The sequence below is a fragment of the Microbacterium resistens genome, from assembly GCF_031456305.1.
Taxonomy (GTDB): Bacteria; Actinomycetota; Actinomycetes; order Actinomycetales; family Microbacteriaceae; genus Microbacterium; species Microbacterium resistens_A.
Genome location: NZ_JAVDUM010000019.1, coordinates 14,027 through 38,157 on the forward strand (window position 1 = coordinate 14,027; position 24,131 = coordinate 38,157).

27 protein-coding genes and 1 tRNA gene are annotated in these 24,131 nt (G+C 69.9%); 16 read left to right on the plus strand and 12 right to left on the minus strand.

Translation table 11 applies throughout. From position 1 onward, the window contains the following. The first annotated feature begins 94 nt into the window (after nt 1-94). Together J2Y69_RS17495 and J2Y69_RS17500 are read left to right on the plus strand one after the other, a co-directional pair. Complete coding sequence (locus J2Y69_RS17495; RefSeq protein WP_310023165.1) at nt 95-448, plus strand: histone-like nucleoid-structuring protein Lsr2; 354 nt, start codon at nt 95-97, stop codon at nt 446-448. Between the two features lie 68 nt (nt 449-516). Further along, nucleotides 517-590 (plus strand) — tRNA-Arg (locus tag J2Y69_RS17500). Nucleotides 591-868: 278 nt separating this feature from the next. Here the strand turns inward: J2Y69_RS17500 and J2Y69_RS17505 are convergent. From J2Y69_RS17505 to J2Y69_RS17515, 3 genes are all read right to left on the minus strand, one after another. After that, nucleotides 869-1,366, minus strand: a complete 498-nt coding sequence (locus J2Y69_RS17505) for an HNH endonuclease (protein ID WP_310023167.1) — start codon at nt 1,364-1,366, stop codon at nt 869-871. Nucleotides 1,367-1,659: 293 nt separating this feature from the next. Next, nucleotides 1,660-2,433, minus strand: a complete 774-nt coding sequence (locus tag J2Y69_RS17510) for a M23 family metallopeptidase (RefSeq protein WP_310023169.1) — start codon at nt 2,431-2,433, stop codon at nt 1,660-1,662. A 370-nt stretch (nt 2,434-2,803) separates the two neighbouring features. Then, complete coding sequence (locus J2Y69_RS17515; protein ID WP_310023171.1) at nt 2,804-3,496, minus strand: metal-dependent transcriptional regulator; 693 nt, start codon at nt 3,494-3,496, stop codon at nt 2,804-2,806. A gap of 122 nt (nt 3,497-3,618) precedes the next feature. On the opposite strand from J2Y69_RS17515, the gene serC reads away from it, so the two are divergent. Continuing rightward, nucleotides 3,619-4,731 carry a phosphoserine transaminase gene (gene serC / locus J2Y69_RS17520; protein WP_310023173.1) on the plus strand — a complete coding sequence of 371 codons (1,113 nt, stop codon included), beginning with the start codon at nt 3,619-3,621 and terminating at the stop codon, nt 4,729-4,731. Nucleotides 4,732-4,896: 165 nt separating this feature from the next. On the opposite strand, the gene J2Y69_RS17525 is transcribed toward serC, so the two are convergent. Next, entirely contained in the window at nt 4,897-5,460 is a 564-nt protein-coding gene (locus J2Y69_RS17525) for a DUF3027 domain-containing protein (RefSeq protein ID WP_310023175.1), read from the minus strand. Then, nucleotides 5,453-5,833, minus strand: a complete 381-nt coding sequence (locus tag J2Y69_RS17530; protein ID WP_310023177.1) for a cold-shock protein — start codon at nt 5,831-5,833, stop codon at nt 5,453-5,455. The genes J2Y69_RS17525 and J2Y69_RS17530 overlap by 8 nt, the downstream gene beginning before the upstream one ends. 115 nt (nt 5,834-5,948) lie before the next feature. On the opposite strand from J2Y69_RS17530, the gene J2Y69_RS17535 reads away from it, so the two are divergent. The 6 genes from J2Y69_RS17535 to J2Y69_RS17560 all read left to right on the plus strand — a co-directional run bounded on the left by J2Y69_RS17535 (nt 5,949) and on the right by J2Y69_RS17560 (nt 12,682). Next, nucleotides 5,949-6,224: a multidrug ABC transporter ATPase gene (locus tag J2Y69_RS17535; RefSeq protein WP_310023179.1), complete on the plus strand. Its 276-nt coding sequence runs from the start codon at nt 5,949-5,951 to the stop codon at nt 6,222-6,224. A gap of 19 nt (nt 6,225-6,243) precedes the next feature. After that, nucleotides 6,244-7,983, plus strand: coding sequence for a helicase-associated domain-containing protein (locus J2Y69_RS17540; protein WP_310023181.1), 1,740 nt, complete (start codon nt 6,244-6,246; stop codon nt 7,981-7,983). A gap of 44 nt (nt 7,984-8,027) precedes the next feature. Continuing rightward, the gene (locus J2Y69_RS17545) at nt 8,028-9,671 is read left to right on the plus strand and encodes a DNA repair helicase XPB (RefSeq protein WP_310023183.1); all 1,644 of its coding nucleotides are present in this window, start codon (nt 8,028-8,030) and stop codon (nt 9,669-9,671) included. Between the two features lie 94 nt (nt 9,672-9,765). Continuing rightward, nucleotides 9,766-10,458: a response regulator transcription factor gene (locus J2Y69_RS17550; protein ID WP_310023185.1), complete on the plus strand. Its 693-nt coding sequence runs from the start codon at nt 9,766-9,768 to the stop codon at nt 10,456-10,458. Between the two features lies 1 nt (nt 10,459). Next, nucleotides 10,460-12,202 carry a sensor histidine kinase gene (locus J2Y69_RS17555; protein WP_310023187.1) on the plus strand — a complete coding sequence of 581 codons (1,743 nt, stop codon included), beginning with the start codon at nt 10,460-10,462 and terminating at the stop codon, nt 12,200-12,202. Nucleotides 12,203-12,394: 192 nt separating this feature from the next. Next, nucleotides 12,395-12,682, plus strand: coding sequence for a WXG100 family type VII secretion target (locus J2Y69_RS17560; RefSeq protein WP_310023189.1), 288 nt, complete (start codon nt 12,395-12,397; stop codon nt 12,680-12,682). A 132-nt stretch (nt 12,683-12,814) separates the two neighbouring features. Here the strand turns inward: J2Y69_RS17560 and groL are convergent, their stop codons facing one another. From groL to J2Y69_RS17575, 3 genes are all read right to left on the minus strand, one after another. Beyond that, a complete protein-coding gene (groL, locus tag J2Y69_RS17565; protein ID WP_310023191.1) occupies nt 12,815-14,434 on the minus strand; it encodes a chaperonin GroEL in 1,620 nt (539 codons plus the stop codon). Nucleotides 14,435-14,560: 126 nt separating this feature from the next. Continuing rightward, on the minus strand, nt 14,561-15,178 hold the full coding sequence (locus J2Y69_RS17570; protein WP_310023193.1) for a LytR C-terminal domain-containing protein: 618 nt from the start codon (nt 15,176-15,178) through the stop codon (nt 14,561-14,563). 89 nt (nt 15,179-15,267) lie between these two features. After that, nucleotides 15,268-15,525: a DUF3263 domain-containing protein gene (locus J2Y69_RS17575; RefSeq protein ID WP_310023195.1), complete on the minus strand. Its 258-nt coding sequence runs from the start codon at nt 15,523-15,525 to the stop codon at nt 15,268-15,270. Nucleotides 15,526-15,661: 136 nt separating this feature from the next. On the opposite strand from J2Y69_RS17575, the gene msrB reads away from it, so the two are divergent. Continuing rightward, complete coding sequence (msrB, locus tag J2Y69_RS17580) at nt 15,662-16,090, plus strand: peptide-methionine (R)-S-oxide reductase MsrB (RefSeq protein WP_310023197.1); 429 nt, start codon at nt 15,662-15,664, stop codon at nt 16,088-16,090. Continuing rightward, nucleotides 16,087-16,830 (plus strand): nitroreductase family protein, encoded by a 744-nt coding sequence (locus tag J2Y69_RS17585; RefSeq protein WP_396653131.1) that lies wholly within the window; start codon nt 16,087-16,089, stop codon nt 16,828-16,830. Before msrB ends, J2Y69_RS17585 begins: the two co-directional genes overlap by 4 nt. Nucleotides 16,831-16,837: 7 nt before the next feature. Here J2Y69_RS17585 and J2Y69_RS17590 read toward each other — a convergent pair whose 3' ends face one another. After that, nucleotides 16,838-17,758: a DMT family transporter gene (locus tag J2Y69_RS17590; RefSeq protein ID WP_396653134.1), complete on the minus strand. Its 921-nt coding sequence runs from the start codon at nt 17,756-17,758 to the stop codon at nt 16,838-16,840. Between the two features lie 95 nt (nt 17,759-17,853). On the opposite strand from J2Y69_RS17590, the gene J2Y69_RS17595 reads away from it, so the two are divergent. Beyond that, on the plus strand, nt 17,854-18,519 hold the full coding sequence (locus J2Y69_RS17595; RefSeq protein WP_310023199.1) for an SOS response-associated peptidase family protein: 666 nt from the start codon (nt 17,854-17,856) through the stop codon (nt 18,517-18,519). On the opposite strand, the gene J2Y69_RS17600 is transcribed toward J2Y69_RS17595, so the two are convergent. Then, complete coding sequence (locus J2Y69_RS17600; protein WP_310023201.1) at nt 18,516-19,478, minus strand: helix-turn-helix transcriptional regulator; 963 nt, start codon at nt 19,476-19,478, stop codon at nt 18,516-18,518. The two genes, J2Y69_RS17595 and J2Y69_RS17600, sit on opposite strands and share 4 nt — an antisense overlap. 62 nt (nt 19,479-19,540) lie before the next feature. Between J2Y69_RS17600 and J2Y69_RS17605 the strand changes: the two genes are divergently transcribed. The 4 genes from J2Y69_RS17605 (at nt 19,541) to J2Y69_RS17620 (ending at nt 22,260) form a co-directional block, all read left to right on the plus strand. Further along, entirely contained in the window at nt 19,541-20,503 is a 963-nt protein-coding gene (locus J2Y69_RS17605; protein WP_310023203.1) for an alpha/beta fold hydrolase, read from the plus strand. A 142-nt stretch (nt 20,504-20,645) separates the two neighbouring features. Continuing rightward, the gene (locus tag J2Y69_RS17610) at nt 20,646-21,104 is read left to right on the plus strand and encodes a hypothetical protein (protein WP_310023204.1); all 459 of its coding nucleotides are present in this window, start codon (nt 20,646-20,648) and stop codon (nt 21,102-21,104) included. Nucleotides 21,105-21,309: 205 nt separating this feature from the next. Then, a complete protein-coding gene (locus J2Y69_RS17615) occupies nt 21,310-21,678 on the plus strand; it encodes a hypothetical protein (protein WP_310023206.1) in 369 nt (122 codons plus the stop codon). Nucleotides 21,679-21,753: 75 nt separating this feature from the next. Next, nucleotides 21,754-22,260: a hypothetical protein gene (locus J2Y69_RS17620; protein ID WP_310023208.1), complete on the plus strand. Its 507-nt coding sequence runs from the start codon at nt 21,754-21,756 to the stop codon at nt 22,258-22,260. A gap of 46 nt (nt 22,261-22,306) precedes the next feature. On the opposite strand, the gene J2Y69_RS17625 is transcribed toward J2Y69_RS17620, so the two are convergent. Both J2Y69_RS17625 and J2Y69_RS17630 read right to left on the minus strand, forming a co-directional pair. After that, complete coding sequence (locus tag J2Y69_RS17625; RefSeq protein ID WP_310023210.1) at nt 22,307-22,741, minus strand: MarR family winged helix-turn-helix transcriptional regulator; 435 nt, start codon at nt 22,739-22,741, stop codon at nt 22,307-22,309. Beyond that, the gene (locus J2Y69_RS17630; RefSeq protein WP_310023212.1) at nt 22,719-24,020 is read right to left on the minus strand and encodes an MFS transporter; all 1,302 of its coding nucleotides are present in this window, start codon (nt 24,018-24,020) and stop codon (nt 22,719-22,721) included. The genes J2Y69_RS17625 and J2Y69_RS17630 overlap by 23 nt, the downstream gene beginning before the upstream one ends. Between the last annotated feature and the right edge of the window lie 111 nt (nt 24,021-24,131).

Here is a 24,131-nt window from a genome sequence, read left to right on the forward strand (position 1 = left end):
TCTCATTGATCTCGCAGCACCCAGGTCCTTTGAATCGGCAGGGCATCATGACCATCGCATTGCGTCGGAGATTCCTTGGCCCTATTCTTGGGGAATGGCCCGTAAAATTGTTCATCAGCTCGTCGACGATATCGACGGAAGTCTTCTCGAAGTCGGCGAAGGAGAGACCGTTCACTTCTCCCTCGACGGCGTCGCCTATGAGATCGACGTGACCGCGGAGCACGCGGCCGATCTCCGTGCGGCGTTCGCCCCCTACACCGACGCCGGTCGCCGCGCACAGCGCGCCCCCGGGCGCGTGGCGACCCGCGGCTCGTCGGCCGCGAAGCGTCCGTCCCGCAACCCCGAGACCACGCTCATCCGGGCGTGGGCGGCGGAGAACGGCTACACGGTCTCCGACCGCGGACGCGTTCCCGCAACGGTCGTCGAGGCGTACCGCGCCGCCAACTGAGCACCATCATCACCCTGGGAGCGAATGAGCGGATGCCGCTCATTCGCTCCCATAGACTTGTCCCGCACGCCTTCGTAGCTCAGTCGGATAGAGCGGCCCTCTCCTAAAGGGCAGGTCGCAGGTTCGAATCCTGTCGGGGGCACGAGAGCGAAGAAGCCGCCCAAAGGGCGGCTTCTTCGCTCTCGTGCCCCCTCCGTCAGCGGGCCCCATCGCCGAGGCTCGGCGTGGCGCGCAGCGACACGGCGAGAAGCGATGGGGATTCGGGGGCTCGCACGGAGCCTCGAAGGGATTCGCTCGAGGAGCGAATCCCGAACCCGAGATCCTCCTCACGGCGATGCCGCCCGAAGGGCCGGCGAACCCTCTTCCTCACGGCGATGCCGCCCGAATGGCCGGCGAGCCGCTCCCCCGCCCCGCCTCCGGCTACGCCGCCAGTCCCAGATACGGTTCCCACTGCGGATCGCTCCGCTCGGTGCCCCGCACCGTCCAGGCGGACCCGTGCGGAGGCCGGGGCGTCGTGCGCAGCTCCCAGCCCATCTCCTGCGGCGTCCGGTCGCTCTTGACGTTGTTGCAGCGCAGGCAGCAGGCGACGAGGTTCTCCCAGGACGCGGCGCCCCCGCGGGAGCGCGGCAGGACATGGTCGATGGTGGAGGCCGACTTGCCGCAGTAGCCGCAGCGGTGCCCGTCCCGACGCAGGACGCCTCTTCGGGTGACCGGTACCCGTCGGGTGTGCGGCATTCGCACGTAGCGGCTCAGAATGATCACGGCCGGCCGGTCGTATCTGCCGTTCGCCGCCCACACGGGGCTCTCCTCGACGCGTTCCACGATCGAGGCCTTCTCGTTCATGACCAGCACGAGCGCGCGCCGGAACGACACGATAGCGAGCGGCTCGTAGCCGGCGTTGAGCACAAGAGTGCGCATCCTGCTTTCCCTTCGATCACGCCGGGACGGCTTCCCGGCCTCTCGACCACGCGCAGGTGAAGGGTTCGCAGGAACGCGAAAGGCGCTGTCTCTCAGAGACAGCGCCTTATGAGCGCGGATGGACCGCGCACGTCCTGCGAGCGATGCAGAAGGACCAGACGACCGAGCGCATCCGTGGTTCGGATCCCCGGTATTCGGTCCATCGGCTTCCTCCGCCCTTGCGACAACGGGTTCAGGCTAACCCATACCCGTTGTCACAGGGGCGAACGGAAGATGAACAGGGGTATGTCGGCTCAGCCGGCGTTGGCCGCCAGCCAGCTCTCCGGGTCGACGATTCCGCCGCCGATGTGCACCTCGAAGTGCAGGTGGGCGCCGAACGAGTTGCCGGTGTTGCCGACCTGACCGATCAGCTGGCCCGCGGCGACGGTCTGCCCCGCCTCGACGACCCGGCTGCCGTAGACCATGTGGCCGTAGCGGGTCATGACGGACTGGCCGCCGACGACGTGCTCGATCTCGACCGCGACGCCGTACCCGCCGTAGCTCTCCTGCGAGACGGTCACGACACCGGCTGCGGCGGCGAAGATCGGGGTGCCCTGGGGGGCGATCATGTCCCAGCCCTGGTGCCCGCGGCCGGAGCCGGGGCCCTCACCGCTGGTGAAGTTGGCGAGCGGGTAGCGGACCTCGCCGGATCCCGGGGCCGTCATGGTGAGGTCGACGTTGGAGAGCGATCCGCTGCTCCCGCCGCTGCTGTTGTTGCTGTTCGCAGCGGCTGCGGCCGCCGTGGCGGCGAGGGCTGCGGCGCGAGCGGCCGCGGCCTCCTCGGCCTTCTTCTTCTCGATCTCCTCCGGCGTCGTCGCGGTGAACGAGTCACGGGCGACGGGCGCGGTCGTGGCCTCGGAGGCCACGACGAGGGACTGGGAGTTGTCCGCGGCGATCTGCTGCATGGTGGCGGGAGCCGCGCTCTGCTGTCCGCCGCCGTTGGTCGCGGCGAAGGCCGGAAGCGCGATCGCGGTCACGAGAGCGCCCACGGCACCGAAGATCGCGATCGATCGGATCGGCTTGACCACGCTTCGGGGACGCTTCGCCGCCTTCTCGCCGCTTCGGGTGGAGCGGGCGAGGGGACGCTCTTCAGGTGTGTTCTCGGACGTTTCGATCTCTGCAGCCAAAGCTGGTCCTCCAGCGCCTCGACGCACAGGCGCCAGCTCGTCGACAGTCGTTTCGGGCATGCGAACTCGGGTGCACATGCGTCTTTCTCCGCGACGACGACGAACCAGTGAGGCAACCGTCACGGCGATCGTCAGCTGGCTTCTCGCCGACGACTTCACCGACGTTACCGGAAGATAACGATTCTGTCACCCTGGCAACCTGGCAATCCTCCGGACACCCGCGCGCATGCGCGCAAGCCGACCGAAAACCTGCGTCAAGCGACCAAGAACGTCAAGCGACCAAGAAGATGTGCGAGGCCAGCTCCACGGGAAGCTCGAGCCCGTCGGTCTGATCGTCCATCTCGATGAGGACGTAGCCCTCGTTGAAACGGAACCGGCCAGGGGCGCCGGGCATGACGCCGGCGCCGCGGAGCTGCTCGAGGAGCTCCGGATCGACCTGTGCGGGCTCGGCGAGACGGCGCACGGTGCCCTCGATCGGTCCGCCGACCGTGTTCAGCTGCTCCACCAGCCCGACGACCCCCTCATCGAAGGTACGCGCCGGCACGCCACCGAGGTGGTCGAGTCCGGGGATGGGGTTGCCGTACGGCGACTCAGTGGGGTGCCCGAGGAGCTCGACGAGACGACGCTCGACCTGCTCGCTCATCACGTGCTCCCACCGGCAGGCCTCCTCGTGGACATAGGCCCAGTCGAGTCCGATGACGTCCGAGAGCAGGCGCTCGGCGAGACGGTGCTTGCGCATGACGTCCACGGCCTTGCGTCGTCCGCCGTCCGTGAGCTCGAGCCGCCGGTCCTCCGAGACGACGACGAGTCCGTCGCGCTCCATCCGCCCGACGGTCTGCGACACGGTGGGGCCGGAGTGGCCGAGGCGCTCGGAGATGCGCGCGCGCAGCGGGACGATGTTCTCCTCCTCGAGTTCGAGGATGGTGCGGAGATACATCTCGGTCGTGTCGATCAGATCGGTCATCGATCCCCCTTGTCGCGGCTTCTTAGGCAAGCCTACCTTCCGGGGGGAGCCGGGGATTCCCCGTTCGACGTCACGCGTCACGCGGTCGGGGCGGACCGCGCCGTCGCCCTAGAATCGACGTCATGGCGATCGAGATCCCCCGCGAGCTCCTGCCCGTCGACGGCCGTTTCGGCTGCGGTCCCTCCAAGGTGCGCCCGGCCCAGGCCGCGGCGCTCGCGGCGGCGGCCACCGATCTGCTCGGCACCTCCCACCGGCAGGCGCCGGTGAAGGGCCTCGTGCGGAGCGTCCGTGAGCAGCTCGCCTCCCTCTTCCGCCTCCCCGCAGGCTACGAGATCATCCTCGGCAACGGCGGCTCCACGGCCTTCTGGGACGCCGCGGCCTTCGGGCTCATCGAGCAGCGGAGCCAGAACCTCGTGTTCGGCGAGTTCGGCGGCAAGTTCGCCGCGGCCGCCGCCGCGCCGTGGCTGAGCGCGCCGGACGTGCGCACCACCGAGCCGGGGACCCGCATCACGGCCGTGCCCGTCGAGGGCGTCGACGTGTACGCATGGCCGCACAACGAGACCTCCACGGGGGTCGCCGCACCCGTCCGCCGGGTCACCGCCGACGGGGCGCTGACCGTGATCGACGCGACCAGCGCCGCGGGCGGGATCGACGTCGACCTCTCGGAGGCGGACGTCTACTACTTCGCGCCGCAGAAGAACCTTGGCTCCGACGGCGGCCTGTGGTTCGCGGCGGTCTCGCCCGCGGCGATCGAGCGGATCGAGCGGATCGCGGCGAGCGGCCGCTACATCCCCGAGTTCCTCAGCCTGAAGAACGCCGTCGACAACTCCCGCCTGGAGCAGACGCTGAACACACCTGCCCTCGCGACGCTGCATCTGCTGGACAGCCAGCTGCAGTGGATCAACGGCAACGGCGGACTCGGCTGGGCCGCGTCCCGTACCGCGGAGTCCTCGCAGGAGCTCTACCGCTGGGCCGAGGCGTCGCCGGTGGCGACACCCTTCGTGTCCAGCCCCGATGACCGCTCCCCCGTCGTCGTCACGATCGACTTCGACGAGTCGGTCGATGCCGCCGCCGTCGCGGGGATCCTGCGGGCGAACGGGATCGTGGACACGGAGCCGTACCGCAAGCTCGGCCGCAACCAGCTGCGCATCGCGACCTTCGTGTCGATCGAGCCCGACGACGTCCGGCAGCTCATCCGCTCGCTCGACTACGTTCTCGAGAACTCCGGGGCCTGAGCCCCGCGCACCGCGGGCTGCCTCTCCGGGGCTGCCCGTCCTTTGGGGTCGCCCCGGCTCGCGCTGCTGTTTGTCGGACGCGTTGCGTGAAACTGCGCAGCGTGTGCGGAGAATGACAGCGCGAACGGAGAAGCGCCCCGGCCACGAGGCGCTCAGCGCGGGGCGCTACGCCTTGTCGGCGTGCGAGTCGTCGTCGGCGGACTCGTCGAGCTCGTCGATGTCGACGCCGTCCAGATCCCCGGCATGCAGGATGTCATCGTCATCGTCATCGTCATCGTCGTCGTCGTCGTCGTCGAGATCGTCGTCGTCATCCGCGTCGGATTCGGCGTCGTCGTCGTCCAGGGCGTCGAGGTCCTCGTCCGATTCGACGTCGCCCTCATCCTCCGCGTCGACGGGCTCCGCCGCGGCGGCGAGCTCCGCCTGGTGCGCGCGGTAGTCGGCGAGCCGCTCGGCCCACGGCACCCAGTCCGGGGCGATCAGGGCTCCGTCACCGGGGAGCAGCTCGACCTCCAGCACGGTCGGCTCGTCGTCATCGACCCGGGCGACGGTCACCGTCCAGTACCAGCCCGGGTATCCGGGCTGCCGGTTCTCGAAGCGCAGGGAGACGGAGCCGTCCTCCTCAACCTGGTGGCCCGCAGCAGGGCCGACGGTCGCCGCCGGAGTGATCTCGTGGAGCGCGGCGAGCGCCAGATCCCTGGCTCCGAGGAGGCGTTCGTCGGCGTCAGGCATCGAGGTCCTCCGCGACCTTGCGGAGGACGGCCGCGATCTTGCGTCCGTGGCTGGAAGAGGGGTATCGGCCGCGACGGAGGTCGCCCCCGATGCCGTCGAGGAGCTTGACCAGGTCCTCGACGATGACGGCCATGTCGTCGGCCGACTTGCGCTTGGTCTTCGCCAGGCTCGGCGGCGCCTCCAGCACGCGCACCGAGAGGGCCTGCAGGCCGCGCTTGCCGTCGGCCACACCGAACTCCACCCGGGCACCGGCCTTGACCGTCGCGCCGGCGGGGAGGGCCGAGGCGTGCAGGAAGACGTCCTGGCCGTCATCCGCGGAGATGAAGCCGAAACCCTTCTCGTCGTCGTAGAACCTGACCTTGCCGGTGGGCATGGGAGAAACCTCACTGATCGATGGGACCGGATCGGCGGATCCGGTCGAGCGGAGCGCGGATGACCGGCATCCACCCCTCCAGCCTACCGGTCGGCGAGCGAGTAGGCTGAGACGGATGAGCACCCCGCCGCGCGCCGACGACCTCCCGGTCCGCGCAATCGACCGGTTCCTGGCCTTCACGGCCCTGGGCCTGGCTGCGGCGTCCGTGCTGTGCTTCTTCTCGATCATCATCGGCACAGCCGTGGGGATGAAGCAGTCCGACTTCGGCGGCGGAGTCTGGCCCGCGATCGCGGCGATCCCTCTCTGGGGACTCCCGCTCGCGCTGGCCATGATCATCGTGCTGCTCGTGATGAGCTTCGTGCGGAGAGGTCGAGCCGCGCGGCGTCCCTGACGCCGTCGCTGCCGAATTGATGAGCACGCACGCCCGCCCGCTCGCAGAGGCGCTGGCAGCACGCGCGGACGCCGAGCTCGTCGCGCTCTTCTCCCGCCGCGAGGTCCGCGCCGGCATCGGGTGGGAGGACTTCTTCGATGCCGCCGAGGCGCTGCTCGAACCCGCATCGATCGGACGCCTCATCCCCCGGCTCACCCGCGACGAGGCACGCGCGCTGTTCCTCGCGGTGCGGGGCGGAGGAGCGACCGACTCGGCCGACCCCGGCCTGATCGCCCTCGCCCTCCTCTCCCCCTCAGGACTCCCCTACCCCGGCGTCGCCGCCGTCGTCGGCGGGCTGGCCGACCCGGGGGATCCCCCGCCTGCTGCCGCCGAGGGATCCCGCGCGACGGACGAGCAGAGCACCGCCCGCGCGGCGGAGCGCGCATTCACCGCGGTCGCGGTCCTCGCCGATCTCCTCCTCCTCACCCAGGAGACGCCGCTCGGCCTGCTCGCCGGCGGCTCGGTCGGAGCGTCGGAGAAGCGCAGGGCGGTCGAGCGCGGGCTGCCAGGGGATCCCGCGCTGATCGACGATCTGCTCGCCATCGGCATCGAGGGCGGTCTTCTCCGTGCCGCCGAGCGCTCGCTGCGCCTCACCGTCGCCGGTGAGGAATGGCTGCGCCTTCCCGGCGCCGAACGCTGGGCGGGCCTCGCCCGCGGCTTCGAGGATGCGCTGCCACCGGCGCTCCGACGGCCCGGGGGCGGCTGGCCCGATCCCTCGACCTGGGCGGGCGCCTATCCCTGGGACCCTGCGTGGCCGGATGCGGCGAGCGCGCGGCTGCGCCGGGCCGAGCTGCTCGGACTGATCGTCGACGGAGAGCCGACACCCTGGGCGGCGCCGTTGATCGACGGCAGCGCACCGGACCTCGGCAGCCTCCGCGCACTGCTTCCCGCCGAGGTCGACCGCGTCTTCCTGCAGAACGACCTCAGCGCGATCGCCCCCGGCCCGCTCCTTCCCGCGCTCGACCTGCGTCTGCGCACGATGTCCGAGCGCGAGTCCGCCAATCAGGCGTCGTCGTATCGGTTCACGGCGGACTCGATCGCCGCCGCCCTCGCGATCGGGGAGACCGAGGACGGGATCCTCTCCTTCCTCGACGAGATCTCGCTGACCGAGGTCCCCCAGCCGCTGCGCTACCTCATCGCGCAGGGCGCTCAGCGGCACGGGCTGGTGCGGATCGTCTCGGATCCGATGACGGGCCGCACCCGTGTGGAATCCACCGACGCCCATCTGATCGACGCCCTCGGGGTGGATCAGTCCCTTCGTCCGCTCGGACTGGTGCGCGACGGCGCCTCGCTCTCGACCCGCGTGAGCCGGGAGACGGTGTTCTGGGCTCTCACGGACGAGCACTACCCCGCCGCGCTGATCGGCGCCGACGGCCGCGATGAGCGCGCCTCCCGCGTCCCGCCCCTCGCGGCGGACCCCGCGCAGGATCCGGTCGCACGCTACGACGAGCTCATCCGTCGCCTCCGTGCGGCTCAGGGCCCGGACGCGGACGCCGCCTGGCTCGATCGCGAGCTGGAGCACGCTGTCCGCCAGCGCGCGGTGCTCATCGTCGAGGTGGCGATGCCCGACGGCTCCTCGAAGGAGCTGCTGCTGGAGGTGACCGGACTCGGCGGCGGGCGTCTCCGCGGGCGCGACCGGGCGGCCGACGTCGAGCGCACCCTGCCGATCCGGAGCATCCGGTCGACCAGACTCGTCGGTCCCGAGAACGCCGGCGCCTGAGCGCGCACGCCCGGGTACATCGCCGGCCGGTAGACTGGACGGCTATGTCCGATGGCCCTTTGATCGTCCAGAGCGACCGCACCGTCCTGCTCGAGGTCGCGCACGCCGACGCGGAGAGCGCGCGCCACGAGCTCGCGATCTTCGCCGAGCTGGAGCGCGCGCCCGAGCACATCCACACCTACCGGATCACGCGGCTGGGACTCTGGAACGCCCGCGCGGCGGGGCACACCGCCGACGACATGCTGGGCACCCTGGAGCGCTGGTCTCGCTTCCCCGTTCCGCCGTCGGTGTCCGTCGACGTCCGCGAGACCGTGGAGCGCTACGGCCGTCTCGTGATCGAGCGCGATGACGAGGGCGCGCTCGTCATCCGCTCCACGGATCCCGCCGTCCTCACACAGGTCGCCCACAACAAGCGCATCCAGCCGCTGCTGATCGGCCACCCCGCACCCGACGTGTACGTCGTGGACGCCTGGGCGCGCGGGCAGATCAAGCAGGAGCTGCTGAAGATCGGCTGGCCCGCGGAGGACCTCGCCGGCTACACCCCGGGGACCCCCCACGAGATCGCTCTCGCCGAGGACGGCTGGGAGATGCGCCCGTACCAGCGGGAGGCCGTCGAGGCCTACGCGAAGGACGGGTCGGGCGTGGTCGTGCTCCCCTGCGGCGCGGGCAAGACGATCGTCGGCGCGGGGGCCATGGCTGCGACCCAGACCACGACCCTCATCCTCGTCACCAACGCCGTCTCCGCCCGTCAGTGGCGCGACGAGCTGCTGAAGCGCACGACCCTCACCGCCGAGGAGATCGGCGAGTACTCGGGGCAGGTGAAGGAGGTCAAGCCGGTCACGATCGCGACCTACCAGATCCTCACCGCGAAGCGGAAGGGCCAGTACGCGCACCTCTCCCTCCTAGACGAGATGGACTGGGGCCTGATCGTGTACGACGAGGTGCACCTGCTCCCCGCTCCGGTCTTCAAGCTGACCGCGGATCTGCAGGCACGCCGCCGCATCGGGCTCACCGCGACGCTCGTGCGCGAGGACGGCAGGGAGGGCGACGTGTTCAGCCTCATCGGCCCGAAGCGGTTCGACGCGCCGTGGAAGCAGATCGAGGCGCAGGGGTTCATCTCCCCCGCCGCCTGCTACGAGGTGCGGGTGGACCTGCCGCCGGACGACCGTCTCGAGTACGCCGCCGCCACCGACGACGAGCGCTATCGGCTCGCGGCCTCCGCGCCGGCGAAGATCGATGCCGTGCGCGAGCTCATCGCGAAGCACCCCGGCGAGCGCATCCTCGTCATCGGCCAGTACCTCGATCAGCTCGAGACCCTGTCCGAGGCGCTGAACGCCCCGCGGATCACCGGCGCGACGCCCGTCGACGAGCGCGAGGAGCTGTACCACCAGTTCCGCGAGGGCGAGATCTCGCTGCTCGTCGTGTCGAAGGTCGCGAACTTCTCGATCGACCTCCCCGAGGCGTCGGTGGCGATCCAGGTCTCCGGATCCTTCGGCTCCCGCCAGGAGGAGGCGCAGCGTCTCGGCCGGCTGCTCCGTCCGAAGCAGTCCGGGCACACGGCCAGCTTCTACACGCTGATCGCCCGGGACACGGTCGATCAGGACTACGCGCAGAACCGGCAGCGCTTCCTCGCGGAGCAGGGATACAGCTACACGATCATGGACGCCACGGACCTCGAAGCCGCCTGAACGGGCGCTCGGGACGGCGTCGCCCGGAGCGACCACGGCGTACGCTTCGAGCCGAATCCAGCATCTGCATCGGAGAGGTCACCATAATGGGGGCATGACTGAAGCGCGCATCCTGGTCGTCGACGACGAGCCGAACATCCGCGACCTGCTGTCCACGGGCCTGAGCTTCGCCGGATTCTCGGTGAAGACCGTCGCCAACGGCGCCGCCACGATCTCGGCGGTCCTCGAGGAGGAGCCCGACCTGATCATCCTCGACGTCATGCTGCCGGACATGAACGGGTTCAGCGTGACCAAGCGCCTGCGTGGCGCCGGGTTCACGGCGCCGATCCTCTTCCTCACTGCGAAGGACGACACCGAGGACAAGATCGAGGGTCTGAACGCCGGCGGCGACGACTACGTCACGAAGCCGTTCAGCCTCGACGAGATCGTCGCCCGTGCGCAGGCGATCCTCCGCAGGACGATGCAGGCCGACGAGGAGTCGATCATCCGCGCCGGGGAGCTGTCGATGGACCAGGACACGCACGACGTGTTCGTCGGCCCCTCTTCGATCGAGCTGAGCCCGACGGAGTTCAAGCTCCTCCGCTATCTCATGCTCAACCCCAACCGCGTCCTGTCGAAGGCGCAGATCCTCGATCACGTCTGGGAGTACGACTTCAACGGCGACGCCGGCATCGTGGAGAGCTACATCTCCTACCTCCGTCGCAAGATCGACCCGCACACCGAGGAGCCGGTGATCCAGACCAAGCGCGGCTTCGGCTACATGCTCAAGGTGGGCAAGACGGCCTGACATGGCGCACAAGACCGATGCGGTCACCCGGTGGTGGCGGCGGATCAGCCTCCGCGCCAAGGTCACCGGCGTCACCGTCGCGGTGCTCGCGCTGGGGTTGCTGGTCACCGGGATCGGCACGACCCCGATCCTCCGCAACTCCCTGGTCACCAACCTGGAGGCCCAGCTGCCGACGCTGGTCTCCGGCGACGTCGCCTCGCGGTTCTTCACGACCAGCGGGGACGGCGCGGGCGGGCTGACCGTCGAGCCACGTGCGGACGCGCCGCGGCTCGTGGAGTACTTCGTGGCGGTCTACGACGCGAACGGCACCCTGAAGGCGACGGCGGGAGGCTCCCCCGACGACTCGCCGCCGCAGTTCCCGTCCACGTATCTGCTGACGGACGCCATCGCGGACTCCGAGGCGGCGACCCCGCTCACCCTCACCGCCCCCGACGGCACGGAGTTCCGCGCCGGGGTGTCGGTGCAGCAGACCTCCGGCGGCGTGCTGCTGGTCCAGATCGTCGCCTTGTCGCTCGCCGAGACGGATCGGATCATCGCGACGTACTTCGGCGTCTTCACGACGATCGCGCTCATCACGATCCTCGTCGCGGCCCTCCTCACCCGTGGGCTGGTGACCCTGACCTTCCGTCGGCTCGGGCAGGTCGAGTCCACGGCGATGTCGATCGCCGCCGGTGACTTCAGCCAGCGCCTCACGGACCTGGAGCCGACTACCGAGGTCGGGCGGCTGAACTCCGCCATCAACACGATGCTCGACAGGGTGGACGCCTCGCTCGCCCAGCGGGACCGCACCGTCCAGCACATGCGCCGCTTCATCGGAGATGCCAGCCATGAGCTGCGCACACCTCTGGTGAGCGTCCGCGGCTATGCGGAGCTCTACCGGATGGGCGCGATCAGCGGCGAGGAGGACACGGCTCGCGCGATGGAGCGCATCGAGAAGGAGGCGCTCCGGATGGGGGTGCTCGTGGAGGACCTCCTCGCGCTCGCTCGCCTCGACGAGCGACGCGAGCTGACGATCGGCCCCCTCGACCTCCGTCCGCTCGCCCAGGACGCCGCCCTCGACGTCCGCGCCGCCGCACCGCTGCGCACGATCACCGTCATCGACAAGACGGCCGAGGAGACGCGTCACGTCCAGGCCGCCCCCGCACCCACGACGTCGGCGTCGGCGTCGGCGTCGGCGTCGGAGAAGTCGGCGATCACTCGCCCGTCACCCGCGCGGGCACGGGGCGCGATCTCGCTCTCCCGCCTGCGCTGGCGTTCGCGGGAGACGCCGAGCGTCCCGGAGATCGACTTCTCCGAGGCCGTGGTGGTCCCGGTCTCCACCCCGCCGATCGTGCTGGGCGAGGAGAACAAGGTGCGCCAGGTGATCGCGAACCTGCTCGGCAACGCGCAGCGGTTCTCCCCCGAGGACTCCCCGATCGAGATCGTCGTGGGCGCGAATCGCAAGAAGGGCATCGGCTGGTTCTCGATCGTCGACCACGGCGAGGGCGTGCCCGAGCAGATCCGCGAGCAGATCTTCCAGCGCTTCTGGCGCGCCGACTCGTCCCGCACCCGGGAGACCGGCGGATCCGGTCTCGGCCTGGCGATCGTCGCCTCGATCGTGCAGGCGCTCAACGGATCCGTGGACGTGCGGGAGACGCCGGGAGGGGGCGCGACGTTCACGATCGCCCTGCCCCTCGCCCCCTCCCGCGCCACCCCGGAGCACCTGCTCCAGGACACGCAGCCCATCGAGCCGCTCGACCTCTGAGCGGCGCTCCCCGCACCACGGGGATTCTCTGGCTGGCTGGCTGGCTGGCTGGCTGGCTGGCACCGTCGCACTCGTCCTGCACGCCGCCCGATTCCCCTGATCTGTCCACCGATCGTGGAAGCCCTGCTCGGACGCGGTGTCCGCGCGCCTACCGTCGAGGCATCACCACGTTGCTCTCGAAGGGAGCCCCGCATGACCGTCTTCACCGTCGACACCGATGCCGTCTTCGCCGCCACCACCGCCCTCCGCGGCACCGCGGAGCGTCTGCAAGCCGAGTCCGCCACGATGATGTCCCAGCTGACCGCGCTCCAGTCGTCCTGGACGGGGCAGGCCGCCGCCGCGTTCCAGGGCACGGCGGAGCAGTGGCGAGGCGCGCAGACGCACGTCGAGCAGGTGCTGGGGGCCATCGGCGCAGCCCTCGACCACGCAGGACAGCAGTACGCCCAGGCGGAGGACTACTCCGCCTCGCTCTTCCGATAGACCGGGGTGCCTCTCTGACGCGCCGTCCGATGCTGCTCTTGCTGGCCGGTCTGCCGGTCTCGGAACCGAGAAACGAGGAAGGCCCCCGACCGAAGTCGAGGGCCTTCCTGGTGATGCGGGATCAGCGGAGGATCAGAAGTCCATCCCGCCGGTCGGGTCGGCCGGCGCGCCGGCAGCCTTCTCCGGCTTGTCGGCCACGACGACCTCGGTGGTGAGGAACAGGCCCGCGATCGACGCGGCGTTCTGCAGCGCCGAGCGGGTGACCTTGGCCGGGTCGATGATGCCCTGTGCGAACATGTCGCCGTACTCGCCCGTGGCGGCGTTCAGGCCCTGGCCCGTGGGGAGCTCGGAGACCTTGTTCGCCACGACGCCGGGCTCGAGACCGGCGTTGAGCGCGATCTGCTTGAGCGGAGCCTCGATGGCGACGCGGACGATGTTCGCCCCGGTCGCCTCGTCGCCCGTGACGTCGAGCGTCGCGAGAGCCTTGGTGCCCGCCTGGATGAGCGCGACGCCACCACCGGGGACGATGCCCTCCTCGACGGCCGCCTTCGCGTTGCGGACGGCGTCCTCGATGCGGTGCTTGCGCTCCTTGAGCTCGACCTCGGTGGCCGCGCCCGCCTTGATGACGGCCACGCCGCCGGCGAGCTTGGCGAGGCGCTCCTGCAGCTTCTCGCGGTCGTAGTCGCTGTCGGTGTTCTCGATCTCGCGACGGATCTGGGTCACGCGGCCGGCGATCTGCTCGGCGTCGCCCGCACCCTCGACGATGGTCGTCTCGTCCTTGGTGACGATGACCTTGCGTGCGCGGCCGAGCAGGTCGAGGGTGGCGTTCTCGAGCTTGAGACCGACCTCCTCGGTGATGACCGTGCCGCCCGTGAGGATCGCGATGTCCTGCAGCTGAGCCTTACGGCGGTCGCCGAAGCCGGGGGCCTTGACGGCGACCGACTTGAAGATGCCGCGGATCTTGTTCAGCACCAGGGTCGCAAGGGCTTCGCCCTCGACGTCCTCGGCGATGATGACGAGCTCCTTGCCGTCCTGGATCACCTTGTCGACGACGGGCAGGAGATCCTTGATGTTCGAGATCTTCTGGTTCGCGATGAGGATGTAGGCGTCCTCGAAGACCGCCTCCTGGCGGTCGGGGTCCGTGACGAAGTACGGGTTGAGGTAGCCCTTGTCGAAGCGCATGCCCTCGGTGAGCTCGAGCTCGGTGCCGAAGGTCTGCGACTCCTCGACGGTGACGACACCCTCCTTGCCGACCTTGTCGATCGCCTCGGCGATGAGCGCACCGATCGCCGGGTCCGCGGCCGAGATCGATGCAGTGGCGGCGATCTCCTCCTTGGACTCGATCTCCTTGGCGCTGTTGAGCAGCTCCGCGGTGATGGCGGCGACGGCCTTCTCGATGCCGCGCTTGAGCGAGATCGGGTCGGCGCCGGCGGCGACGTTGCGCAGGCCCTCGCGGACGAGCGCCTGGGCGAGCACGGTCGCGGTGGTGGTACCGTCACCCGCGACGTCGTCGGTCTTCTTGGCGACCTCCTTGACCAGCTCGGCGCCGATCTTCTCGTACGGGTCGTCGAGCTCGATCTCCTTGGCGATCGAGACGCCGTCGTTCGTGATCGTGGGGGCGCCCCACTTCTTCTCGAGCACGACGTTGCGACCACGCGGGCCGAGCGTCACCTTGACGGCGTCGGCCAGGATGTTCAGGCCGCGCTCGAGGCCGCGACGGGCCTCCTCATCGAAAGCGATGATCTTTGCCATGAGTTCTCTCGTCCCTCCTGGACGTAGGCGTTGGATTTAGCACTCAGCGAGAGCGAGTGCTAATGCCATTCTGGCACTCGACCCCATCGAGTGCAAGCCGCGCCGGGCGGGAGGGAACGCCGGCGGCTATTGCGTGGAGGAGCCGTCGGACCCGGTGCCCGGGGTCTCTCCCGCCGGAGACTCCACGGGGGCGGGCTGCTGCGGCAGGCGGTCGAGGCCGATCACGATCGTGAGCTGCTTCGCCCCCTCGCCGAAGTCGTCGTGGTAGACGTCGCTCAACTGGACCTTCGCGCCGCCGATGCGGTCGGCGAGACCCAGCGCCGCGGGCTTGTCGGCCTCCGTCAGGTAGAACACCGTCGTCTCGGGGAAGTCCTGCGCATCCGCGTCGCCGGCGAGGACCGAGCTGGCGGGCCACCCTGCACCGATGAGGGTCTCGCGCATCCCGGTGGCAAGTCCTTCACCGGAGGTCGCGTTGAGCACCAGCACGCCGTAGGACGGATCCAGGACGCCCGTCACGGTCGGCGTCGGCGTGGGCGCCGACATCGACGGCTCCGGCCCGAAGGAGATCTGGCCCATCGACACCATCGCCCCGAAGATGCCGCCGGCGGCGAGGATCAGCGCGGCGACGACCGACCACAGGAGCACGACCCATCCGTTCATCCCGGGGCTCTCCGCCCTGTGGGCGCCGACACGGCCCTCGGTGCGGGGGACGTCGTCGAAGCGATCGCGGACGGGTGTAGGCACCACTCGATGTTAGCGGCACGCCTCCATGGAACCTGGGCGCACGCATCCGGCGGGATCGCGGGCTCCTCCCCGCCCGCCCGCGTCCGGGATCAGCCGACCGCGCCCCCCGTACGGGCCGCGCGGCGACGCTCCCCCTCCTCGCGGAGGCGACGGAGGCGACGGACCAGCAGCGGATCGTGTCCGAGGGCCGCCTCCGTGTCGATCAGGCGGTCGAGCAGGAGGTAGTAGCGCACGGGCGTCAGCGACAGCTCGACGCGGATCGCCTCCTCCTTGGCGCCGCCGTGTCGCGGCCACCGCGCCTCCAGGGCGAGGATGCTCCGCTCCCGGTCGGTCAGCTGCTCGGTCATCGGCTTCAGACTACGTCCCGCCGCCAGGCCTCCCCGGGATCACGGTCCGCGTTCCCCCCGATCCGCGTCCGGTCGCGCCCTCGGGGGTCCCGGAGCGGCGAGAATAGGAGGAGTTTCCTGATCCCGAGGAGGACCGATGGACTACCGCGTGAGCAAGACCGACGAGCAGTGGCGATCCGAGCTCGGCGACCAGGGGTACGCCGTGCTTCGGCAGGCGGCGACAGAGCGCCCCTGGACCGGGGAGCTCCTGGACGAGGAGCGCGCAGGCCTCTACACCTGCGGCGCGTGCGGTGCCGAGCTTTTCCGCAGCGGCACGAAGTTCGACTCCGGATGCGGATGGCCCAGCTTCTACGAGTCGATCCGCCCCGACGCCGTGGAGCTGATCGAGGACACGACCCTCGGGATGGTGCGCACGGAGGTCCGCTGCGCGAACTGCGGCTCGCACCTCGGCCACGTCTTCCCCGACGGCTTCGGCACGCCGACCGGCGACCGTTACTGCATGAACTCCATCGCCCTGTCCTTCCAGGCCGACGGCGGGGACGAGAGCACGGCGGACGCCCGATGACGGCGCTCGAGGCCGTCCAGGCGCGGCAGTCGTGGTCGAAGGTCACCGACGAGGCGCCGACGCGGACCGAGCTCGTCCCCCTGGTCGCGGCCGCCGGCCGGGTCGCCGACCATTCCTCGCTCCGCCCCTGGCGGCTCATCGAGCTGCGGGGCGATGACCGACTGACCCTCGGCACGGCGCTCGCGGCGGCGCAGGGGGCGTCGTCGCCGTCGACCAAGCCGCTCCGCGCCCCGCTCCTCATCGCGGTCGTCGCCAGCTTCCGCCCCAGCGGCAAGGTGCCGCGTTGGGAGCAGGAGGCGGTTGCCTCCGGCGTCGCGCACGTGCTGAGCCTGCTGCTGGACGAGGCGGGCTGGGGCGTGATCTGGCGCACCGGCGAGCTCACCCGCACGCCCGAGGTCGCCGCCGCGCACGGTCTGGGCGATGACGAGACGCTGCTCGGATGGCTCTACGTCGGCGGCAAGCCAGGGCGCACGCCCGGTCGGCGCAAGGCGGTCCCCGCACGGTCGCTGCTGACGCGGATGCCATCGGCTGACGAGACCGGTGCTGAGACAGGGGCCGGGGCAGGCGACGACCCGGGCGCATCCGCGAAGAACGCGAAGAAGAACGCGAAGAAGAAGAAGAAGAAGGCCGCGGGCAAGACCTCGACGGACTCGGCCAGGAAGACGTCCGACAAGAAGAAGCCGGGGAAGAAAAAGTCCGCGAAGGACGGGAAGAAGGGGAAGGGCTCGGCGAGGGCCTGACCGCGGATCAGCCCCGACGTCTGCGTCTGCGCCAGGGCACCGCCACCACCACCGAGCAGGCCGCGGCGGCGACCATCGCGAGGACCTGCCAGAGCGCGGGCCCCGCCTGCGGCGGCCAGAACAGGTCGATCAGCACGGACGTGGTGAGCTGGCCGAGAACCGATCCGAGGCCCATCAGGAGCACGCCGATGCGAGCGACGACCACCACGCCCAACAGGATGTAGGCGAAGCCGAGGAGGCCGCCCAGGTACAGCCACGGCTCGACGGGCAGCGGCTCCGGGGCGCCGGTGAGCAGGATGCTCAGGGCTGCCGCGACCGCCAGCACCGCGGTCCCGGCGATGAAGCTCATCAGCGTCGCCGCAAGAGGCGATGCGACCTGTCGCCCCAGACGACCGTTCGTCGCGGCCTGCCAGGCGATCCCGACTCCGGTGGCGAACGGCAGCACGAGCATCCACAGCGGCGCGCGGTCCAGCACGCCGCCGCCGAGCGAGATCCCGACCGCGACGAGCGCGAGCGCTCCGCCGGCCACGCGCCCCGGGGTCACGGCGACGACTCCCGCCGGCCCGAACCCGATCCTGTCCAGGACCAGGCCGTGCAGCGTCTGCCCCGCGACCACGCCGACCGTGAACAGGGCGACGCCCAGCACCCCGGCCACCAGCCCCTGCGTGGACACGGTGAGCGCGCCGCACGCCCCGCCGAACAGCATCCACGGCGGGATGCTGCGATCGCGCACCCCCTGCCACAGGCGAGCGGCGCCGCGGCGTCCGGCCGGCACGAAGGGCACGAGCACGATCAGGATCAGCAGGCCGACGGCGAACGAGACGAACCCGGCGACGATGCCGTCCGAGAGGCGCACGCCGAGCACGCCGTTGACGCGCGCCTGGATCGCGGTCATGGCGCCGATCGCGACGGCGCCGCCGACGGCCATCCCCGCGGGAAGCGGTCGCCGCGACTGGTCCATCACCCGAGCGACCCTACCCGAGCAGACGTGCCGTGTCGGACCGTCCCGGTACGCTGGCCCCCATGTGCGCGAGCTACGGCATCGACCCGCGATTCGACGCCGTGACTTTCCAAGAAGAACCCGACGAGGAGCTCGTGGCCGCACTGCGGACGTGGGCCGAGCGGAACGCGGGCGAGATCCTCCGCCCGACCGGTAGGAATCGACGCAACCTCAATCCGCTCATCGTCGACCATGAGGGCACCACGGCGCTGGAGCTCGGCTGGTGGGGCTTCCTCGAGAACGGTGCGCCTGCCGGCTTCGCGACGATCAACACACGGTCCGAGCGACTCGCCCGCAGCAGGGGCCCGCTTCCGGCTCGCGCGATCGTCCCGGTCTCGTACTGGCGTGAGATGACGAAGCCCTCACGCGTCTGGCACCACTTCACCGCGCCGGAGGACGGACTGCTCGGGCTCGCCGCAGTGACGCGCCCCGGGCGCACCGCCGACGGGACCGCCTACACCTGCTACAGCATCGTGATGCGGCCCGCGGCGCCGCAAGTGGCGCACATCCACGATCGGATGCCCCTGCTGATCAACCCCGGATTCGCCGAGGAATGGCTCAGGGCGCCAGGAGCCGGCGGCGATCTGATCGATGCGGCGGTCGCGGCGGCGGCGCCGATCAACGAGATGGTCAGGGTGGCTCCTGCCAGAGTCGAGGAATCGCCGGAGGATCCCGCCCGGCTCTTCTAGCGTTGTGGCGGGCCGTACCGGTCGGTGAGCGCAGCGCCAATGGTCGCGAGGTGATCGATGACTCCCTGTGGGCTGGAGATCTCGAGCCATTCGACGAGCCCGGCGAGGTGGCCGGGGAGCCCGTACTCGCTGGGCCCGCGGAGCACCACTGCGATGCGGCCGTCTGTGCCGGCTGCGCCGATGTCGAGGTTGTCGCCCAACGCGGCGCGCAGGTATTCGAGCCCCTCGGGTGCGCAGGTCGCGTGGACCTCCACCGGCGTGCGTCGACGCTCGGCGCCGTCGGTGATCTGACGCCAGCTCCGGGCGAGGTCGAATCCGTCCGGGCGCGCGACAGGCTCGTCGGTGGCCGCAACAGCCAGGACCCTGTCGATCCGGAACGTCCGCTGGCCGGCTTCGGTGTGGGCGACCAGGTACCAGGCGGGGCCTTTCGCCACGACCCCCAACGGATGAACGACCCTCTCGGTCTCGTTCCCCGCCGCGTCGATGTAGGCGAACCGGACCTGGATTCCCCGGATCACGGCGTCCTGCAGCACATCGAGGAAGCGAGGCGGGCGAGCGTCGGCGGTGCCGGCCGAGTTCCAGTCCCGCGAGTCCACGATCAGCGATGCCGCCGCCGCCTCGGCCTGCGCGCGGAAGGTCTCCGGCAGCGCGCGGACGAGCTTGCGGAGCGCGGCCTTGACCTCGGGGGTCGCCGCCGCAGCCGGCCCCGCGACCAGGAACAGGGCTCGGGCTTCACTGGCGGTGAGACCGGAAAGGTCGGTTCGAGCGCCGCCGAGAAGGCGCCATCCGCCACCTCGACCCTGCATCGAGTACACCGGGATTCCCGCCATGCCCAGGGCATCGAGGTCCCGCCGTGCGGTGCGCTCGGAAACCTCGAGTTCTTCGGCGACTTCCGCGGCTGTGACCTGCTCGCGCCGCTGCAGCATGAGGAGGATGGCCACGAGCCGATCAGATCGCATTCCACAACATTCTCAGGTAAACCGGTCGCAGGGTGACCGGTTTACCTCCCTAGCGTGGAATCATGAGCTCAGCAACGCATCCGACCTCCTTTCCCGAACCGACGATCATCGCCGTCAACGGCGTCGAGCTGGAGGTGTTCGAGGCCGGCCGGCACAATGCCGGAAGGCCCATCGTGCTCTGCCACGGCTTCCCTGATATCGCTTACACCTGGCGCAACCAGGTGCCGGCCCTGGTCGCGGCCGGGTACCACGTGATCGCCCCCAACCAGCGCGGCTATGGCAACTCCTCGCGCCCTGCGGAGGTGGTCGCCTACGACATCGAGCACCTGACCGGCGATCTTGTCGCCCTCCTCGACCACTTCGGCTACGCCGACGCGACCTTCATCGGCCACGACTGGGGCGCGTTCGTGGTGTGGAGCCTCACGCTGCTCCATCCGGAGCGCGTGAACGGGGTGATCGCGCTGAGCCTGCCGTACCTGGTGCGGGGCGACGTGCCCTGGCTGGACTTCATGGAGGCGGTGCTCGGCAGCGACTACTACTTCGTCCACTTCAACCGGCAGCCCGGGGTCGCCGACGCCGTGTTCGATGCCGACCCGGCACGCTTCCTCAACAATCTGTATCGCAGGAACGAGCCGCTCATGCCGCCTCAGCCCGGCATGGTGTTGATCGAGACGGCCCGCACCGAGAGGCCCCTCGGCGACCCGCTGCTCAGTGAGAGCGAGCTGTCGGTCTACACCGCCGCGTTCGCGAGATCGGGATTCACCGGCGGCATCAACTGGTACCGAAACCTCAACCGCGCCTGGCATCAGCTCGCCGATGCGGACCCGATCATCCACCAGCCTGCGCTCATGATCTACGGCGAACGTGACGCCGTCGCCCGGGCCGAGCACCTCGCGACGTTCGTGCCCAATGTCGAAGAAGTCAGCCTCGACAGCGGGCACTGGATCCACCAGGAGCGACCCGAGGAGACCACCCGAGCGATCCTGGAGTGGCTGAGGGCCGGAACTGCCCCGGCGGCACTCTGATCCCCGCTTCGAGAACCAGTGCAGCCAGAGCTCCCTTCCCGCCTCACCCCGTCGCACCGGCGGGCGGTTCGTCATGGGCGGATTGTTCGAATCACCGGCGAAGTTCGCGTAACGAAATGCGACCTCCTCCGTCTCTTCCTTCGTGAGCATCAACATGGAGAACGCGGCCGCGACCGCGCAGAGCACCGCCGTCGACCGCCATCCGAACGGACTCGGCTTCGACACGCGACTCGTCTCCGAGCTGCGGCGCGGGTCGACCTTCGGGCGCACCCTCACCCAGCCCATGCGCGACCTCCTGGACTCCCTCGTCGTCCCCGAGCTCGTCCGCGAAGAGAGCATCATCGACGCCGGCCACACCCTCGACCCCTTCCGACGCGTCCGCAACCGCAACCGCATCAACCGCCTCATCGCCATGCGCTTCGTCCGCCGCGACGGCGGCTTCCTGCGTCCGACCATCGCCGGCATCGGCGCGATCCGCCCGCTCGTCGTCGCCTCCGCTCAGCCGCAGACGGTGCCGAGCGTCCACCCGGTGGCCATCCGTCGACGTCGTGAGCAGGTCCTTCGTCCGCGGACGGTCGAGCCCCTGCTCCACGCGGCATAACGCGCCGAATCCGACATCCAACGAGAGATTCTCGTCGCTTCTCGACAGGCTAGACGACCAGCGCTTATCCTTTTGTAGGGTCAGACGCGCCCGACGTCACGACACCGGATCCGTTGCGGGGACTTCGACAGCGGAAGAGATTTGAGTGCCCATCCCTATGGGGGTGCGCACAGGGCTTCGTCGCGTTTCTCTGGGGAGGGAACAAATGACACTTGAGAACCAGATCCTGGGGTCCGCCGACGCGAGTCGGCTCATCCGAGAGACCGACGCCGTCGACATCGACTCCGCCGTCCTCTCCGAGCTGCGGCGCGGGTCGACCTTCGGGCGCACCCTCACCCAGCCCATGCGCGACCTCCTGGACTCCCTCGTCGTCCCCGAGCTCGTCCGCGAAGAGAGCATCATCGACGCCGGCCACACCCTCGACCCCTTCCGACGCGTCCGCAACCGCAACCGCATCAACCGCCTCATCGCCATGCGCTTCGTGCAGCGCGAGGGCGAGTACATCCGCCCCACGATCGCCGGCATCGGTGCCGTCCGCCCGCTCGCAGCGGTCTCGGACATCGTCCACCACTGACCCGTCGGGAGCCCGACCGCCTCGGATCACGGCACCACCCTGGGGCGGAACCCGTTCCGGCCGTAGACTGACCCGATGGAGATCCTCTGGATCATCGGCATCGTCGCGGGAGTCGTCGTACTCGGCCTCTTCCTCGGCGCGGTGGTCAGGTCCGTCCGTCCGAGAGCACCGATGCCTATGCGGCTGGAGACCTCCGTCTCCGTCCCGCCACAGGTGACCGCGGAGGTCGATCGACTCGTCGCCGGAGGACACCGCGCGGCGGCGACCAGGCTCCTTCGTAGGCACACGGGCCTCGGACCCAGCGACGCGAAGGATCGGATCGAGCACTGGTCCGCCAGCACCGTGGGCCCGCACGCCGCCGCGATCTCCTACACGACGCCGACCCGCTCCGCCGTGCCGGTCGCGTACTCCGCCGGATCCGTCCGTTCCGCGCTCCCGGCCACCGTCGCATCCGACATCGACAAGCTGCTCGCCGGCGGCGCGAAGCCCATCGCGATCTCGGTGCTCCGCCGTCACACCGGCCTCGGCCCGGCCGAGGCCAAAGAACAGATCGACGCCTGGATGTCCGGGCCCAGGACCTGATTCGGACCTCACGGGCGGTCAGCTCGCCGGGCGCCCGGTGGGCTGACTATTGCGAGCGCGCGATGCGTTCGAGCAACGGCACGGCACGTTCGAGCAATGCCTGCTCTTCGTCCGTGAGGTTTGCAGCGACAGCCGATTGGAACCACTGATCGCGCTGAGTGAAGTTCGCGTCGATCAACGCTTGCCCTTCGGGAGTAATGCTCGCGTGAACCTGTCGACGGTCGTGCGGAGGCCGGGCGACGGTGATGAGCCCCTTGTCCCGCAGCGAGGCAACGGTCTCGGCCATGCTCTGGTGCCGGACGCGCTCGGCGGTGGCCAGCTCGGTGATCGAGGAGGGGCCCGAGTACGAGATCCGGTAGAGGACGTCCTGCTGCTGAGGCCCGTAGGCGTCGAACTGCGGACCGCGGCCCGCCTCCCGGAACCTGCGCTTCAGGTCGTGCACGACCTGGCGCACTCGACTAGCGAGCTGGTTGTCGTCCACCCTCGACATCGTCCTCCCTCATCCCCGCGACCGCGTCTCTGTCGTCGAGCATCTCGATGGCCTCTTGCACTTCAGCCGCCTCTTCCGCCTGGGTCGCAGGAATCGTGCGCAGTTGGAACACGAACGCGACAGCGGCGACAGCGGCGACCAGCCCGAGATACCAGTATGTCGTGACGGAGAGCCCGAGCTGCGGGATGAGGAAACCGGCGATCACGCTCGGGATCCCGAACGCCAGGTAGCTGGTGGCGTAGACGGCCGAGAGCACCCCTGACGTGCTGAGCGCATCGGTCTGCGCCAGGATCAACCGCAGCCCGCCCTGGAATCCTGCGCCGAACCCCGCCCCGGCGATCACGGTGCTGACGAAGAACCCCCACACAGAGCCCGCCGCCAGCGCCCACGCCGTCAGCGCCGCGCCGAGGATGAGCGCGCCGAGGCCGGACAGGATCACCGGACGTGCATGCGCTCTCGCTGTCAGCACGCCGGTCAGCGTGCCGGGGATCTGCAGCGCGAGGATCGCGAAGCCGGCGCTGAGGGGGCCCGGGATTCCGAGTATCCCGCCCGTGATCTGCCCGGCGGAGCCCACGTACAGACCGGCCAGCGCCCACGCCGCGCACAGCGAGCCGACAACGGCCATGAACACGGGCCGCGTGCGCTCGGGAATCGACAACGACGGGACGAGGGATCGCAGTGCGCCGGGCCGCTTCGGCCCTCGTTCTTCGACGAACAACCACAGCACGGTGCACACGAGCACAGCCCCGGCGAACACGAAGTACACGCTCTGCGTGGGGGCCGGCAGCACGTTGGCCAGAATCGCCGCGGCCATCGCCCCCACTCCCAGCGCCAGAGGCGGCACCGCGCCGTTCAGCACCACGGAGAGCTGAACTCGACCCGGCAGATGGAAGTCCATGAGCGCCGCCCCCAGCGCACCCCCGATCAGCCCGACACACGCGCCCTGCAGAATCCGAGCGACGACGAGCATCCACACGTTGTCGGCCACGGCGAGCACGATGAGCCCCGCGATCGCGAGCACCCCCGCGACCGCGACCACCGGCTTGCGCCCGACGAAGTCGGACAGCGCCCCTCCCGTCAGCAGGACGAGCAGCAGCCCGACGACGTACACGGCGAACACGACCGCCAACGTCACCGCCGACAGGCCCCACTCCTCCCTATACGTCGGGTACAGCGGCGAGGGCGCTGCCGTCTGTGCGACAAAGACGACCGACGCCACTAACGACACCCAGAATCCGTACCGCGTTCGCGTGCTCTCCACCGACGTCATCCCGGCTCCTCTTCTCGGATCAGCTCCTCGAAACTATACAGGAATCCTGTATATATTCAGAGAATGAGTTGCTGAGAATCTGGGCGCCACAAGAGGCTCCGCGCCACCCTC

Coding starts and splice junctions, on each gene's coding strand:
- J2Y69_RS17495 (WP_310023165.1), top strand. CDS start 95: ATGGCCCGTAAAATTGTTCATCAGCTCGTCGACGATATCGACGGAAGT.
- J2Y69_RS17620 (WP_310023208.1), top strand. CDS start 21,754: ATGGAGATCCTCTGGATCATCGGCATCGTCGCGGGAGTCGTCGTACTC.
- J2Y69_RS17525 (WP_310023175.1), bottom strand. CDS start 5,460: ATGCCTGACGCCGACGAACGCCTCCTCGGAGCCAGGGATCTGGCGCTC.
- J2Y69_RS17605 (WP_310023203.1), top strand. CDS start 19,541: ATGAGCTCAGCAACGCATCCGACCTCCTTTCCCGAACCGACGATCATC.
- J2Y69_RS17515 (WP_310023171.1), bottom strand. CDS start 3,496: ATGACCGATCTGATCGACACGACCGAGATGTATCTCCGCACCATCCTC.
- J2Y69_RS17630 (WP_310023212.1), bottom strand. CDS start 24,020: ATGACGTCGGTGGAGAGCACGCGAACGCGGTACGGATTCTGGGTGTCG.
- J2Y69_RS17545 (WP_310023183.1), top strand. CDS start 8,028: ATGTCCGATGGCCCTTTGATCGTCCAGAGCGACCGCACCGTCCTGCTC.
- J2Y69_RS17505 (WP_310023167.1), bottom strand. CDS start 1,366: ATGCGCACTCTTGTGCTCAACGCCGGCTACGAGCCGCTCGCTATCGTG.
- J2Y69_RS17585 (WP_396653131.1), top strand. CDS start 16,087: ATGACGGCGCTCGAGGCCGTCCAGGCGCGGCAGTCGTGGTCGAAGGTC.
- J2Y69_RS17555 (WP_310023187.1), top strand. CDS start 10,460: ATGGCGCACAAGACCGATGCGGTCACCCGGTGGTGGCGGCGGATCAGC.
- msrB (WP_310023197.1), top strand. CDS start 15,662: ATGGACTACCGCGTGAGCAAGACCGACGAGCAGTGGCGATCCGAGCTC.
- J2Y69_RS17550 (WP_310023185.1), top strand. CDS start 9,766: ATGACTGAAGCGCGCATCCTGGTCGTCGACGACGAGCCGAACATCCGC.
- J2Y69_RS17560 (WP_310023189.1), top strand. CDS start 12,395: ATGACCGTCTTCACCGTCGACACCGATGCCGTCTTCGCCGCCACCACC.
- serC (WP_310023173.1), top strand. CDS start 3,619: ATGGCGATCGAGATCCCCCGCGAGCTCCTGCCCGTCGACGGCCGTTTC.
- J2Y69_RS17540 (WP_310023181.1), top strand. CDS start 6,244: ATGAGCACGCACGCCCGCCCGCTCGCAGAGGCGCTGGCAGCACGCGCG.
- J2Y69_RS17590 (WP_396653134.1), bottom strand. CDS start 17,758: ATGGCCGTCGGCGGCGCCGTCGCGATCGGCGCCATGACCGCGATCCAG.
- J2Y69_RS17535 (WP_310023179.1), top strand. CDS start 5,949: ATGAGCACCCCGCCGCGCGCCGACGACCTCCCGGTCCGCGCAATCGAC.
- J2Y69_RS17595 (WP_310023199.1), top strand. CDS start 17,854: ATGTGCGCGAGCTACGGCATCGACCCGCGATTCGACGCCGTGACTTTC.
- J2Y69_RS17600 (WP_310023201.1), bottom strand. CDS start 19,478: ATGCGATCTGATCGGCTCGTGGCCATCCTCCTCATGCTGCAGCGGCGC.
- groL (WP_310023191.1), bottom strand. CDS start 14,434: ATGGCAAAGATCATCGCTTTCGATGAGGAGGCCCGTCGCGGCCTCGAG.
- J2Y69_RS17575 (WP_310023195.1), bottom strand. CDS start 15,525: ATGACCGAGCAGCTGACCGACCGGGAGCGGAGCATCCTCGCCCTGGAG.
- J2Y69_RS17530 (WP_310023177.1), bottom strand. CDS start 5,833: ATGCCCACCGGCAAGGTCAGGTTCTACGACGACGAGAAGGGTTTCGGC.
- J2Y69_RS17615 (WP_310023206.1), top strand. CDS start 21,310: ATGACACTTGAGAACCAGATCCTGGGGTCCGCCGACGCGAGTCGGCTC.